Source organism: Lutimaribacter pacificus, assembly GCF_900142185.1.
GTDB lineage: Bacteria > Pseudomonadota > Alphaproteobacteria > Rhodobacterales > Rhodobacteraceae > Lutimaribacter > Lutimaribacter pacificus.
The window spans coordinates 240,837-255,143 of record NZ_FQZZ01000002.1 but is presented as its reverse complement, the minus strand read 5'-3'; the positions used below and the strand labels follow the sequence as shown (position 1 = coordinate 255,143).

At 60.8% G+C, this 14,307-nt stretch carries 12 protein-coding genes; 1 reads left to right on the top strand and 11 read right to left on the bottom strand.

What is annotated here, in order from left to right:
* Window positions 1-32 precede the first annotated feature (32 nt).
* Window positions 33-491: a MarR family winged helix-turn-helix transcriptional regulator gene (locus F3H87_RS07265; protein WP_223228002.1), complete on the top strand. Its 459-nt coding sequence runs from the start codon at window positions 33-35 to the stop codon at window positions 489-491.
* 51 nt (window positions 492-542) lie between these two features.
* Here the strand turns inward: F3H87_RS07265 and F3H87_RS07260 are convergent, their stop codons facing one another.
* From F3H87_RS07260 to F3H87_RS07210, 11 genes are all read right to left on the bottom strand, one after another.
* The gene (locus F3H87_RS07260) at window positions 543-1,478 is read right to left on the bottom strand and encodes a DMT family transporter (RefSeq protein ID WP_149787917.1); all 936 of its coding nucleotides are present in this window, start codon (window positions 1,476-1,478) and stop codon (window positions 543-545) included.
* Between the two features lie 27 nt (window positions 1,479-1,505).
* Window positions 1,506-1,952, bottom strand: a complete 447-nt coding sequence (locus tag F3H87_RS07255) for a hypothetical protein (RefSeq protein WP_149787916.1) — start codon at window positions 1,950-1,952, stop codon at window positions 1,506-1,508.
* 14 nt (window positions 1,953-1,966) lie between these two features.
* Window positions 1,967-2,959 (bottom strand): ABC transporter substrate-binding protein, encoded by a 993-nt coding sequence (locus F3H87_RS07250; protein WP_188129190.1) that lies wholly within the window; start codon window positions 2,957-2,959, stop codon window positions 1,967-1,969.
* On the bottom strand, window positions 2,956-4,143 hold the full coding sequence (locus tag F3H87_RS07245; protein ID WP_149787915.1) for a Gfo/Idh/MocA family protein: 1,188 nt from the start codon (window positions 4,141-4,143) through the stop codon (window positions 2,956-2,958). The genes F3H87_RS07250 and F3H87_RS07245 overlap by 4 nt, the downstream gene beginning before the upstream one ends.
* The gene (locus F3H87_RS07240) at window positions 4,133-5,071 is read right to left on the bottom strand and encodes a PDR/VanB family oxidoreductase (protein WP_149787914.1); all 939 of its coding nucleotides are present in this window, start codon (window positions 5,069-5,071) and stop codon (window positions 4,133-4,135) included. Before F3H87_RS07240 ends, F3H87_RS07245 begins: the two co-directional genes overlap by 11 nt.
* Before the next feature lie 115 nt (window positions 5,072-5,186).
* The gene (locus F3H87_RS07235; protein WP_149787913.1) at window positions 5,187-6,362 is read right to left on the bottom strand and encodes an alpha-hydroxy acid oxidase; all 1,176 of its coding nucleotides are present in this window, start codon (window positions 6,360-6,362) and stop codon (window positions 5,187-5,189) included.
* 182 nt (window positions 6,363-6,544) lie between these two features.
* The gene (locus tag F3H87_RS07230) at window positions 6,545-7,825 is read right to left on the bottom strand and encodes a Rieske 2Fe-2S domain-containing protein (RefSeq protein WP_149787912.1); all 1,281 of its coding nucleotides are present in this window, start codon (window positions 7,823-7,825) and stop codon (window positions 6,545-6,547) included.
* A 204-nt stretch (window positions 7,826-8,029) separates the two neighbouring features.
* Complete coding sequence (locus F3H87_RS07225) at window positions 8,030-9,934, bottom strand: TRAP transporter permease (protein ID WP_223228001.1); 1,905 nt, start codon at window positions 9,932-9,934, stop codon at window positions 8,030-8,032.
* Between the two features lie 570 nt (window positions 9,935-10,504).
* The gene (locus tag F3H87_RS07220; protein ID WP_149787911.1) at window positions 10,505-11,494 is read right to left on the bottom strand and encodes a TAXI family TRAP transporter solute-binding subunit; all 990 of its coding nucleotides are present in this window, start codon (window positions 11,492-11,494) and stop codon (window positions 10,505-10,507) included.
* A 213-nt stretch (window positions 11,495-11,707) separates the two neighbouring features.
* Complete coding sequence (locus F3H87_RS07215; protein ID WP_223228000.1) at window positions 11,708-12,235, bottom strand: MarR family winged helix-turn-helix transcriptional regulator; 528 nt, start codon at window positions 12,233-12,235, stop codon at window positions 11,708-11,710.
* Between the two features lie 166 nt (window positions 12,236-12,401).
* Window positions 12,402-14,171, bottom strand: coding sequence for a thiamine pyrophosphate-binding protein (locus F3H87_RS07210; RefSeq protein WP_223227999.1), 1,770 nt, complete (start codon window positions 14,169-14,171; stop codon window positions 12,402-12,404).
* Window positions 14,172-14,307: the final 136 nt, after the last annotated feature.

The following is a 14,307-nucleotide window of genomic DNA, read 5'->3' as shown; positions in this document are numbered from 1 at the left end:
AGTCTCCGTCAAGAAGTTGAGGGGTCAAACTATTGTTGGATACCAAAGACATAGCCAAATCCCCTTCTTACAAGCGCGGCCTTGGCGCGTCGCTTCGCCTTGCCTATCACCTATATGGGAAGCTGTTGCAGAAGCTGCTGGTCGAGTTCGACCTCAGCATGGCGCAATATATCCACCTCAGAACCCTGCGAGAGGAAGGCCATGCCAGCCAGTCGGAGCTTTCGGCCCTGCTAGGTATCGAAAAGGCATCGTCGACACGGGTTCTGGACGAGCTTGCCCAAAGAAACCTGATCCTGCGCGAACGTCACCCAAAGGACAGGCGGGTGATCATTGTCAGCCTGACGGATGAGGGCCACGCGAAAATCGACCAGGCCATGACCTCGGCCAGGAGCATCGCCGATCGCGCGTCGCGGAATCTGGACGAAGGGGAACTTTTCCAGTTGTTCCTGGCGCTGGACAAGATGATCGAGAACCTGTCCGGGGACGAATGAACCGTCAGGGGTGACCCCCGACGACCCGCCCGGAAATGCGTGAACGGGCCGCTATGACAACGCGGGTGCCACGGCCAGCAGGATGACGCCCGTCGCGGCCAGAATGGACGCCACGTAGAACTGGCCACCCGGGCGGCTTTCGGTCTTGAAGATGTATCCGGCCAGCCAGGCCGCGAAAAACATCTCGACCGAAGAAATGATCGCAACGGCCGTCACATTGGTCAGCATCAGCGCAAAGAACAGCGCCACCTGACCAATCGTCATCGAACTGGCCGCCAGGAACTGCCACCCGCTCGGCCATTGCAGCAACTCGCGCGGATGATGCCGGGGGCGAATGCGCAGCACGGCGGAAACCGCGAACCACAACAGGCCGGTCAGCGCGCCGATGAACACACCGGCCAGCGGATCGGGCAATGTCTGCATCCCCAGCTTTCGCGCCACGAAAGACCCGCCATAACCGGCTGCCGACCCGATCGCCAGTGCGCGCCCCTTGGTTTTATCCACCGGGTTACGAGGCGACACATCGCTGGCAACCGTAACTTTCGCCGAGGAGTTCGCAAGCATGATCAGGACACCGCAAGTCACCAGAAGAAAGGCAATCACGATGGTTGCGGTGATGACCTCACCAAGGAACAGGAAGGCAAAGATCGCGGCGAAGACCGGGATCAGCCGCCGAATGAATCCGGTCTCGATCGCGCCCGCCAGTTCGACCGACCGGAACAGCGTCAGCCGGCCTATGACATTTCCCAGAAGACCCGCGAACACGAAATAGCCGACGCCGACAAGCACGACCTTTTCGTAATCCGGCAGCGGGGGCCCGATCAAAAGCCAAAGCATCCCTGAAACCGCGGCGGTCATGACGACGGACAAAAGCACGTCGTTGCCCCGCCCCCGCGCGGACTGGGAACTCTTGGCGATTGCGACCGAGCTGAATGCGTAGCAAAGGGCCCCGAAAGCAGCCAGCAATCCGCCGAAGACAGCGATCATCGGCGGCGATCTGCAGAGGTCAGAGGGCTATTTCGCATCGACCAGCAATTGTTCGAGGAATCTCTCGGACGACATCACCTCGCGCAAGGGCAGCTTTTTCTGGGGTTCCGTGAGTTCGGAGGAATAGGTCAGCCCCTGCCCGTCCCAGAACCACCAATAGATGATCTCGCCCTGCTTGTCCCGAACAGGCATACGGAACGTGGGGAACTTTCGCTCGCCCTGTGGAATCTCGGCCGTGCCCACTTTCGCATGCGCAAGGTTCAACTTCCGAAGGACGCCGGACAGCGGAACCATCGCCAGGGGGCCCTCTGCGCTGCCGGTCAGTACCGTCACGTTCTCCGGCCGGTTCTTGTGCGGTCCGGTCAGGAACCTGACAACGGGGGGATAGCTGGCATGGGTATGGGTGACCTGAAGATAGGCCAGCCCCTTGTCCGTTTTGACTTCGACTATGTCGCCGGGTGCATATTCTTCCATTTTCGACACTCCCCTCAAAGACTGTACGCTTCCAGTGTGGACGGGTGGAACAGTTCCTCGATCTTGACGCGACGCGGCGACAGACCCTGCGCCGCGTGATAGTCGAGGAACTTGTCCAGAACGCCGGCATTGGCGGCCACGCCATAGCTCCACGGATCGTTGCCCATCAGCGCGTGCACGCGGTTCAGGTTGTCCTCGACAAAGGGCATGGTGACCTTGGTGGCCGATGTGTCCGACAGCGCATCTTCGGCCAGGCGTTTCGACTGGGTGAACGCCTTGAGCAGGGCGGCGGGCAGGAACGGATACTCTTCGGCCAGGCTACGGCGAACACCCAGAACATGCATGATCGGGAAGATACTGGTGCGGCGGAAATAATCCTCGGCAGCGCCGATGCTGTCCGAGAAAAGGCGCCCCACATTGGGATGACCTTCCGAGAAGCAGCGCGGCCAGCGCGGACCGACGAAGCCGTCGATCTCGCCCGCGGCCAGCATCCCGTTCAGGGTGCTGCCTTCGGGCGCATCCTCCATCGTGATATCGTCCGGCAGCTGCACCTTGATCTTCTCGGGCCGGCCGGGCGTGTCCATGCCACCGCGAACCCAGACGATATCGGACGGCTTCACGCCGTAATCTTCCTCGAGGATACCGCGCACCCAGACGTTTGCGGAAAGCTGGTATTCGGCGATGCCGATACGCTTACCTTTCAGGTCTTCGGGTTTTTCGATGCCCTTGTCGGTGCGGATATAGACCGAGGTGTGGCGGAACGCGCGGCTAAGAAAGACCGGAATGGCGACGTAATGCGCATCGCCGCGCGCGACGGAAATCGAATAGGACGAGAGCGACAGCTCGCTGATATCGAAGGCCTGATGCCGGAAGGCGCGAAAGAACATCTCTTCCGGCGACAGCAGCATCGGGATGGGATCGACCCCGTCGATCTGCACACGACCATCGACGATTGCGCGCGTCCGGTCATAGTTTCCCATCGCCAGGGAAAGGTTGAGATTGGTCATTCTGTCGGCTCCTGTTGACTTGTTCTGCATTGGCGCTGCAGCGCGACCGGCTGGCCGGATGCGGCGGACTGCAGGATTGCGTGGCAAACCTCGAGGCTTGCGAGGCCCCATTCACCCGTCTGGGCGGGCGGCTCGTCGTTACGGACGGCACCGACCAGCGCGTCGATCACCGTTCGGCGCGGCGCAGGGCCAAAGGGCGCTTCGATGAAGCTGCGCTCGGTATCGCCGAAAACCTCGATCCCGTCCGGGGTCAACTTCAGATCGGCACGGTCGCAAAGCGCGATCACCGGCCCGAAATGTTCGTTATGCGCCGCGTCGACCGTCGTGCCACTGCCGAAGGTGCGCGTCGTCTTGAGGCGCGCCTCGTCGTCGGGGTTAAGGTCCATCAGCGCGCGGCGCGCACCGCCATAAGACCCGGCCTTCTTGACCTGGCCCAGTTCCCCGACGTCGTTCATCCAGATGTCGCTGTCGAAATGCGCATAGCCGGAATAGGTCAGGTTGGCGAAACAGCCGCCCTGAAACGTCATGAGGGCGGTAAACGCCCCCTCGGTGGGGCGCTTGGGGTCCCAGGCGCCGGTCATGGCAAAGATGTTCTCGGCCATTCCGCCGGCAAGCCGCCGAACGACGTCGATCTGGTGAATCGCCTGGCTGAACAGAACGCCACCGCCTTCTTCCGTCCGCAATTCCTCGGGACGCCGGGGACGGTACAGGAAATCGGTATAGTTCAGGGCCTGGATCATCCGCAGCTGGCCGAACTCACCGCTTTCGATCAGTCGCGCGGCCAGGTCCACGGGCGGGTCGAAGCTGTGGCTGGGCCCGACGATCAGGTGAACACCCGCATCGCGCGCCGCGCTGACCATCCGGTCGGCATCTTCCATGGAAATGGCCAGCGGTTTCTCGACAAGGATATGCTTGCCGGCCTTCGCCGCGGCCAACACATGATCCACATGCATCTGGTGCGGGGTTGCAATATAAACCGCCTCGACCGCGGGGTCGGCACACAGCGCCTCGATCGTTTCGTGCCCCGTGCCGCCGTATTCCCGCTCGAAAGCGTCACGGCTTTCCTGCCGGGGGGCGGCGGCGGCGACCAGTTTTACGCGCGGATCAGCATCGAACGTGGGCACCATGAGCATGAAAGCGCGCCCAAGCCCCGCAACGCCAAGGCGAACGGGATCAGAGGTCAAGAACCAGCCTCCCCGACTTGGCCCGCGATACGCAGATCATGATGAAATCGCCTTTTTCCTCGTCCATCAGAACCATGTCGCGGTGATCCGCATCGCCCGCGAGCAGACGGGTCTTGCAGGTGCCGCAGGTGCCGCTTTCGCAGGAACTGCTTGTCGCATGACCAGCATCGCGCAGCGCCTCGAGGATCGAGCGGTCTTCGGGAACCGTAACCGTCTCGCCGCTTTTCTTCAGCTCGACTTCAAACGCGACATCGTCCTCACGGACCACATCGACCGGCTTGAAGTCTTCGAAGTGAATGCGCCCTTCCGGCCAATGGCCGGAAACCGCCTTGATCTCTTCCATCAGGGGCTTCGGGCCGCAACAGAACACATGGGTTGCCCGGGGCGTGACGAAATCGTCCCAGAAATCATAGACATCATCGGGATTGCCGTTGTCATGATGAACAATGATCCGCCCGTCGAACGCCTCGTTCAGCTCGGCGAGATAGGCAGATTCTTCAGCACTCCGGCTGACATAGATGATGCGGAGCGCCTTGCCCTTCTTGTCGAGGTAACGCGCCATCGCGTAAATCGGCGTGACGCCGATCCCGCCGGCGATCAACAGGTATTTCTGGACATCGGTCAGCGGAAAATCGTTCTCGGGCGGCTCGATGGTCAGTTCATAGCCTTCGTGCGCCTCGTCATGCATCGACGAAGACCCGCCCCGCGATTCCGGCTCGCGTTTGATGGCAATGACGTATTCCTTGGGTTCGGTACCGTCGTTCACGAGCGAATAGCGCCGCATCGCACCCGAAGGTGTCTCGATCGTGACATGCGCACCGGGCGCAAATTCCGGGAGGTCCACCTGATCGACCGGCACCAACGTGAATTCTGAAATGCTCGGAGTCAAATCGCGTCGCTTTGCGACGCGCATCCTGATCTGCTCCATGAAGTCCTCCCGGTTTGTTCGCAGCACCAAATCAAATTAGATAGCTAAGTAGATGTTGTCAACCGCCCGCCTGGCTGGCGCAGCGATGATTTATGCGTTGTCGGACAATATGTTGTTATTCCCTTTCGGGCGATGCGCGATCTCTTTCCCGGCATGGCCGCGCGATGTTGTGCGGTCCCAGGTCATCTGTCGATCCGCAGCCGGTGAAGATCATCGTTCTTTGCATTTCGTCCGCGAGCATCGAAAGCGCCCGCGCAACGCCGTCGTATCCGCCTGCCGCCAACCCATACAGCGTTGCACGCCCCAAAAGAACGCCTTGCGCGCCGAGCGCCAGCGCCTTCACGACATCGCTGCCCCGCCTGATGCCACCGTCCAGCAAAACGGTCGCGCCATCGTCGAGACACCCGGCGATTTCCTCCAGGACCGAGATCGTCGCAGGCGCCCCATCCAACTGCCGCCCCCCGTGATTCGATATGATGACGCCATCGGCCCCTTCCTGCCGGGCGCGCAGCGCATCTTCGGCGCACATGACACCCTTTATCAGCAAAGGCCCGTCCCATTGCCGCCGGATGCGCCTCACGTCCTCCCACGAGAAATGCGGGTTTCGCTGAGAGCGCGTGAAATCGGCCAGTTCCTTGTCGCTTGCCCCGTCGCCAAGGAACGCGACCAGGTTCTCGAACCTTGGCCGGCTCCGGCCCAGCCAGACCGATGCCAGCCATCCGGGATGCATCAGGCCATCCAGCACGACTGGCGCGCTCATCCTGATCTCATGCGAGAATCCGTGCCGCAAATCCCTCTCGCGCTTTCCGCCGACAAGGGAGTCGAGCGTGATGATCAGGGCGGAATATCCCGCCGCCCTGGCGCGATCGAGCAGGGATTTCGAAAAATCCGGCTTGCCCCACGGGTAAAGCTGAAACCATTTCGGCCCATCGACTTGCGCGGAAATGGCTTCCATCGACATGTTCGACGCGGTGGACAGGGCAAACCCCACACCTGCATCAGCCGCGGCGCGGGCGAGATGCAAGTCGCCCTGCGGCCAGTAGATCCCGTTCAGGCCGGTTGGACCGATCAGGAAGGGCGCAGCATATCTGTGCCCCAGAATCTGCGTCGAAAGATCGGCGGTCCCACCCCCGAGAATCCGGGGCACCAGTTGAATACTCTGGAAACCGCGCCGGTTCGCCGTCAGCGTGATTTCGTCTTCGGCAGCGCCATCGAGATAGTCGAAAACGACCCTGGGCAACCGGGATCTGGCCCGGCGGCGGAGGTCTTCGATGTTGACGGCTCTCTTCATGTCCCGGGGTTCAATCCAACAGGGGGTATTTCAGGGGAATGCCCGCGGGCGGCGGCCGGGGGCAGAGCGGCACAGCGCTGCCCTGGCCGGGTTCAGACACGTTTCGATGGCGGCCCTGTGCGTTCAAAAGACCCCGCCCGGAAGTGTGCTTCCGGGCGGGGCGAGAAAGGTAATATGCGGATTTACTCGGCAGCTTCGGTCGATTTCGACGGAGCGACCAGCGTGCGCCAATCCGTTTCCTTGGGATATACACCTTCATGCGAGGCAATCCGGGCCTGCGGGACATCCGAGTCGGTACCGATGGCACGGCCGCCTTCGGCAACCTTCTTGGCCGCATCCGCCATCAGGCGGCGGAACTCCACAATAGCCAGGTCCGACGCACCAAGGATATCGGTGTGGCGCTGAACGCGGCTGCCCATCGACACCCACATCACGATATCCTCGTTCGGGATGCCGTCGACGCCGGTGAAATGGCCCTCTTTCATTCTTTCGCGGTCCTGCAGGAAGTCATTCTCCAGCGTGCGGACGGGGCGCCATTTGTGGTCCACGTCCACGCCCGGCACGGCATGGGCGAACTTGCGCCATTCCTCAGTCGTGGGCACATTCGGGCCGCCGAAGGCGATGAAGTGGAACGCCGTTTCATCGTCGTTGATCGGCACGATGACGCTGGCGACCTTGTAGTTGTTGTTCGGCGGGATCAGCGAGTAATAGGGCGCGACGAATTCGGTGATACGCAGGTAGTTATGCGTCGCAGCGTTCTTGATCGGCTTGCGGATGGCCGCGTAGTGAAAGCCATAGCCGGTGGTCTCGGTCTGCATCCGGGGCGATTTGTCGGTCGACGGCCGATACCAGGACTTATCGTCGGCCGAGGCGCCTTCGACGCGGGCGGGCACCATGTTCGACGAGTGCAGCGACGACGAGTGCGCGCTGTCGATCTGGCCCTCGTGAATCTGCGCCCAGTTGGCCGGCACGCGGATCTTCAGGATCGAAACCGGCGTATCCTCGGTCGGGGCGAAGGCCGGCGGCTGGAACTCGGGCATCGCGTCCTTGTCGCCAAACCAGGCCCAGACGAAACCGCCCCATTCACGGACCGGATAGGCACGGTGCTTGACCTTGTCCATCAGCGGGCTGCCTTCGGGCTCCGAGGACATGGCCACGACATTGCCGTCCACGTCCATCTTCCAGCCATGATAGAGGCAGCGCAGGCCGCATTCTTCGTTCCGGCCATAGACGAGCGACGCCTTGCGGTGCGGGCAGAGCTCATCAAGCAGGCCAAGACGCCCCTTCGTATCGCGGAAAGCCACAAAGCTGTCACCAAGAACTTCGACCCTGAGGGGCTTACCGTCAGCTTCGGCCACTTCTTCGATCAGGCAGACCGGCGTCCAATGCTGTCGCATCAACTGCGCCATAGGCGCATCGCCCGTCACGCGCGTCAGCAGTTCGTTCTCTTCAGGTGTAAGCATGTGTTTTCCTCCAGGTAACGCAACTTGGACCAAGACTTGGTTCTGTTGCCGATTATCTTAGCTATCTAAGTTATAGCTGTCAACAATTCGATTGAGATTATTTCGCAAAGCTAAGCCTGCAAATCCATTCGGTTTTCCTTGCCTGGCGACCACCCTTCCGGGCGGTCACCAGATTCACTTTGGTTTTCGAGATTCGTCGGAAACCTAGATTTTCTCAACAACGCCTTCCTGCGGCGGAAGTTGCAGCTGACGGAAAATCAAACCTGCAATCACGAGGATGCTTACAATCGCAACCACGGGATATGGGCTTACCGCCCCAACCGCCGCGATCGTCAGCGCAATCCGTTCCCAAGAGCTGAGCTGATTCTTGATCAGCCCTTCCAGGGAAAACGCCACAGCGCCCGTCGCCACGACCGCCCCGAAAATCCCGAGCGCGTTGGACAAGGGATCCAACTCCAGCAAGATTCCCGGATTCCAGACGAACGCGAAGGGAAGCAGGAAGCCGACCACAGCCAACCGGACAGCCGAGAACGCGATCTTGAACGGGTCCTCGTCCGCGATCGCGGAGGCCGCGATGGCGGCAACGGCAATCGGTGGCGTAAGGGCCGAAAGGATCGCGTAATAGAGCAGGAACATCTGGCTGGGCAGCGTCGGGAACCCCAGCTTTGCAAGCGCCGGCCCAACCAGAACGGCGGCCAGGATATACGCGCTCGGGGTCGGCATACCCAAGCCCAGAATGATGGTGACGATGGCGGCGATCACCAGCGTTATGATCGGCTGGGCATTGCTGAGTTCCAGGATGACATTTGCCGACTTCATCCCGAGGCCGGTCATGGACAGCCCGCCAATGACCAGACCTGCGGCCGCGCAGGCACCGGCAACCGGCAAGATCTGCAGGGTCGTGGTTCCCAACCCTTCGACGATCTGCCAGGGTGACAGGCGCGTTTCCTTGAGGATCATCGAGGCGAGGATGGTCGCAACGACACCCACACCGGCGGTGAAGGTAGGGGAATAGCCAAGTATCAGCGCAACGACGATACCGATGATGGGCAACAGGAACACCCACCCGGTCCTGAAGGTTTCCGCCGCCGTGGGTATCTCGTCTTCGGAGGGACGCAGGTTCAGCTTCACGGCCCGCAGGTGCACTTGGGCAAAGACACCGCCATAGTAGATGAGCGCGGGCGCCAGTGCTGCGAGAACGATCGCGTTATAGGAGATACCGGAATACTCGGCCATGATGAACGCGGCCGACCCCATGATCGGCGGCATCGCACTGCCACCGGTGGATGCGGCAACCTCGACCGCGCCGGCAAACCGCGCGCTGTACCCCAGCCGTTTCATCACCGGGATCGTGATCGACCCGGTGGCAACCACGTCCGAAGTCGGGCTGCCGGACATCGTGCCATAAAGGCCCGACGAGATGATTGCGATCTTGGCAGGACCACCCCGCGCACGGCCCGTCACCAGAGAGGCGAGGTTAAAGAAGAAATCCCCGCCCCCCGCTTTCGCAAGAAAAGTTCCGAACATGACGAACAGGAACACATAGCTTGCAACAACCTGGATCGGCACGCCGAACAGACCTTCGGGCGTGAATACCAGGATATCGAGCAAGTAGGTGAACTCGCTGACCCGGTGGCCGAAAGGCGGCGGCAGCAGGTAGCCGAACAGGTTGTAAAGCAGGAACAGGATGACCACGCCCGTCAGCCCCAGACCGGTGGTACGGCGGGTTGCCTCGAGCGTCAGGAACAACAGGGACGAGCCAAAGAAAAGCTGGTCGGGCGTGAACTGGTCGAGCAGGCTGATCCGCTCTGATATGGCACCGGCATTGACGAAGAAATAGATGCCACATGCCAGGCTGAGTGCGGACAGGGCCCAGTCATAAGAGGCTATTTTATCCCCCGCCCTGGATGTCGCCCCGATCGCAAGAAAGAGAATGGTGTAGATACCCGAGACGAACAGGATGCCGAGGATCAGGGGGTCCGAGATCACAAAGAGATTCGCGTAGATCACCCATAGCGCAAACAGGGCTGAAAGGGTGATAACCGCCTTGTGCAGGACAGGTTCGAGTTTCCTGCGCCGACCGGTTTCCGTGAGAGAGGGAATATTCATACTGACACCATTTCGCGCGAAGCAAGTGAAGGGTGGCTCCCCGAGCCGCAGATGTCGCCATGCAGAGCGTGGCTGTGGCGGGACGGGGTTTGGCAAACGAGGTCGCGTGGATGCATGTCCAGCACACGACGCCCGATGGCGATTAGCTCATGATCTGGCGATTTCGTCCGGCTGGCTCTGCCGGACGAAGGCCATTCAGGTACCGCAATTGTCTTCGGCAATTTCACGGTTTTCCTCCCATTTTTTCTATGCTGGCAGCTACGAACGAGGATGTACGCAGCTCCTCCCAAGGCGCGAACGCATTTCCCCTGTCGACGAGTTTTTCTATGCCAGCCCGTTATCGTTCTTAGATATCTACTTTTAATGTCGTCATGCCGCAAGTCAACTTTTCCTGGCGCTTTGAAACCAAATTCGACAACATCCGATATCGTTCTGTTTCCTCTTCAGACACCTGAAAACAAACGGTTATTTTTCACGTGATGCCTTGCGGGGCATTACCATCCGCGCTGGAAACGAAAGGGCCGGCGGACATTCTCAGTTCGCCGGCCCTGACACCTGAAAGGTCATGCGTTACTCGAGCAGACCCATTTCCTCATAGGCCCGCTTGGCGCCCGGGTGGAACGGCAGCGTCTTTTGCGACACCAGAAGTTCAGGAGACAGCTGTTTCATCGCGCCATGCACCGAGCGGATTTCGTCGATGTTTCCAGCGATGCTCTTGGCAAGCGCGTAACCGGTTTCCTCTGCCAGATCCTCCGAGGTGATCACCAGCGCACCCAAGGCAACCGTTTCAACGTCCCCGGGTTGGTTGGAATAGCTGCCGCCCGGGATCGTGTAGTTCCCCGTGCCGAACACTTCGTTGGTCTTGTCGATGATGTCCTGGGGGACGCTCAGCAACACGACCTCATTGTTGTTGTCGACGCTCAGGAAGGACGAGTGGCCGACGAAGATTCCGTTGATCACCATGTCAGTACGTCCGTCGGTCAGCAGGTCGGCCTGCTGGGCGGAACCCGCGCGCACAAGGACGCCGCCATTTGCCTTGATGGTTTCCTCATCGTATCCGGCCGCATCCAGCATGAATGTCGTGATATTGGCCGTGATATTGCCGGTGTTGTTCGAAGCGACGCGAATGGCAGCACCCGATTTTGCCAGGTCATCAATGCTGTCGATGCCGTATTCATCAGCTACCGACTTTCTCAGGAAAAAGTGCATCGGGGCCCAGTTATACATGTACCCGATGGCCTGCAGGTTCGTGATCGGTGCGCTGAACGGCTCGCTCCCGGCGAGCGCGATCTTGAGTTCGGCATCATGCGCCAGGCCCAGATCGGTGCGATTGGCAGCGAGCAGGCCGATATTCGCGAATCCGCCGCCGGTCGCCTGGTAGGTCACGACGCCATTCGGGTCGTCAGCCTTTACCGCGCGGTCGATACCTGCGCCAAGAAGCGACCAGAGCCCCGACGGGTTCCCGCCCGAAAGCGTGACGTTGACGCTTTGCGCAGCGACACTGCTGCCCAGCACACACAGGCCAAGCGCAGCAAAGACCGTTTTGATTGTGAGTTTCATTCATTCCTCCCAAATTTCACACAAGCACAGACATTAATTGTTAGCTATCTAATATTAGATATCTATGCTTGAAGAGTAAGTATACGTATGACCTTTTAACCAGTCAACGACCATATTGGTCAAAGACGGCTCAGGTGACGTTAAAAACAGCCCTCGCGCACCACAGGAATGAGGCCCGCTCTACTGCAATTTACATGCCCCGGAACCACGCCTTTACTGCGCCGGATTTCCTTTGGTCGGGGGAACACGCACACCCCGCCGTGCGGCATCGGCCTCGTCATTCTCGAGGTTTCTTATCATGACTGCCAATGCTTTTCTCAGGATTCGCTGCTCTTCCGCACTCAAACCGGCAACCGCGATCTCGTTGGCCTCGACCGCGAGCGGTTCGAGTTGATCGCGCAGTTCCCAGCCGCGCGGCGTCAGGAATGCGTGCTGGCGGCGCTTGTTCCCCTCGACGTTCCGCCGGACGATATACCCAAGCTCCTCCATGCGGATCAGCGCGGTGTGCGCCGTCGGCTCGGTCAGATGTGCGCGTTCGCTCAACTCACGTTGCGACAGGCCGTCTTCTTGCCAAAGAATCCTAAGGAAAATCCACTGACCGAAGGTAACCTTCTCGGTATTCAACCGGATTTGAAGCGACCGGTTAAAGCCGCGCGCCGCAAGGCGAACAAGCCTCGCAATGCGTTCATTGCCCGGACGGCACACATCGGAAGCATCTATACATCTGTTTTGTTCATTCATTCGGCCACTAAAGCAACATCGCACCCGCTTGCCAAGTACATGAGTGCAATACTCTGGAATACAGTGAACCGCCCGCTGAAATCGTGTGCCTCCCGCCCGAATGGTTCCATCCGGGCGGGAGGCGACCGAGTTCGCCCCCTGCGCGATGCAGGGCTTCGAAGCGGCGTCAGTCGCTCCGCGTCAGGCCAGCCACCATGTTGGGGTTGTAACCGGGCCGGACCCGCGCGTCGATCACGACGCTCTTGCCCTGCCTGACCATGGCGATGCCTTTTTTGACCGCGTCGACCAGTTCACCCGCCGTTGCGACCGGTCCGATCCCCTCGACACCCTGTGCCCGGGCGATTCCCGCGATGTCGATATCCGGGTCGCCGATCCGCTGGCCGATCCACTTGTTCTCGACCGGGCGGTTACGGGCCACGGCGACGCGCTCCTGATGAACCTCGTCGTTAAAGAAAGACTGGTTGTTGGACACGACCGCCAGGAACGGCACGCCGTAATGCGCCGCGGTCCAGAAGGCCGACGCCGCCATCATGAAATCACCGTCGCCCAGCACCGCAACCGGCAAACGGTCGCTGTCCTTCAGTGCCAGCGCCGCACCGATCAGCATACCGGGCCCCGAGCCGATCCCGGCGCCGCCGTCCGAGCCCAGGAAATCGAGCGGATGACGGAAATGCCAGGCCTCGCCCGCCCAGCCGAGCGGCAGGCGCACCATGCTGGCGCAGACCCCGTCCAGACCTTCGCCAAGCGCCCCGGCCAGTGTCATGATATCCAGCGAAGTGTCCGGCGCGGGCGCTTCAAGCGCGGGACAGACCGGCAGGTCGGCCGGTGCGTCGCCCGCACCCACGCCAAGCGCATCGGCGATGGCATGGGTCGCACGATCCGGCGTGCAGGCCAGATGGATATCGAGCGCGGGCAGCGCCTGATGCTCCATGCCCCAGCCATTGTGCAATTGGTAGTCGAGCGAGGCCTGGATGACCTTCGCCTCCACCCTGCCGGCCAGTTTCAACGTGCCGGCCGGATCAAGCCAGTCGAGACTCAGGATAACGTCGGCCTGCCGCAACACCTCGCCCGCATCATCGTCGATGAAAAAGGCGGGCTTGCCGCGATGCTGCGGGTGATCGGTCGGGAAGGACGCGCCGATGCGGATATCGGTCAGCACCTCGGCCCCCAGCGCCTCGACCAGCGCCACGCGACGCGCCCAGTCCGCCGGGTCGCGCGACACGCGACCGGCCAGAACGACCGGCCGCTTGGCGTTTTTCAATAGATCGGCCGCGTGCGCCACCCCCTCTGCCGACGGTTCGGCCGGAAGCGGTGGCTGATAGCGCGCAAAGTCGGGCAGCGGGGGCGCCTCGGCGTGGTACTTTTCCTGGATCGACACATCGAAATTGACATAGGTCGGTCCGGTCGGCGCGGTGCGCGCGATCACGTCGGCCCGCAGCATGGATTCGATCGCGGCCTCCATCGAGGCGGGCTGATCGTCCCATTTCACGTAGTTTCGGATCAGCGCGCCCTGATCGCGGCAGGTATGCAACCAGTCGATCCACGGGCGGCGCATGGCCGCGTCCACCGGTCCCGTCGCCCCGTAGACCAGCATCGGAACCCGGTCGCACCAGGCATTGAAGATCGCCATCGAGCCGTGCATGAGGCCGACATTGCTGTGCAGGATCACCGCCAGCGGCTCGCCCGTGACCTTGGCATAGCCATGCGCGATTGCCGCCGCGTGTTCCTCGTGCAGGCACAGCAACATCTGTGGGTCGCGGTTGCCCAGCTTGTTCACCAGGCTGTCATGCAGCCCGCGAAAGCTCGACCCGGGATTGAGTGCCACGTATTTCACGCCAAGACCGCGAAGCATCTCGGCGAATATGTCGCTTCCCCACACCTCGTCAGTTTGCGAGGCAACCGGCAATTCGACGTCCGACGCTCTTTTCTCTGTCATGCGATCCATTCCTTTTTCTTGCTATCCGGTGTCCAGTAATAGATTGAAAAATTACCGAAAAATCAGGCACATACCGTATGATGACATCACGGTGCCTTGCCGCAAAACTCCGGTGCCCGATCCACCGTTTCCGCCC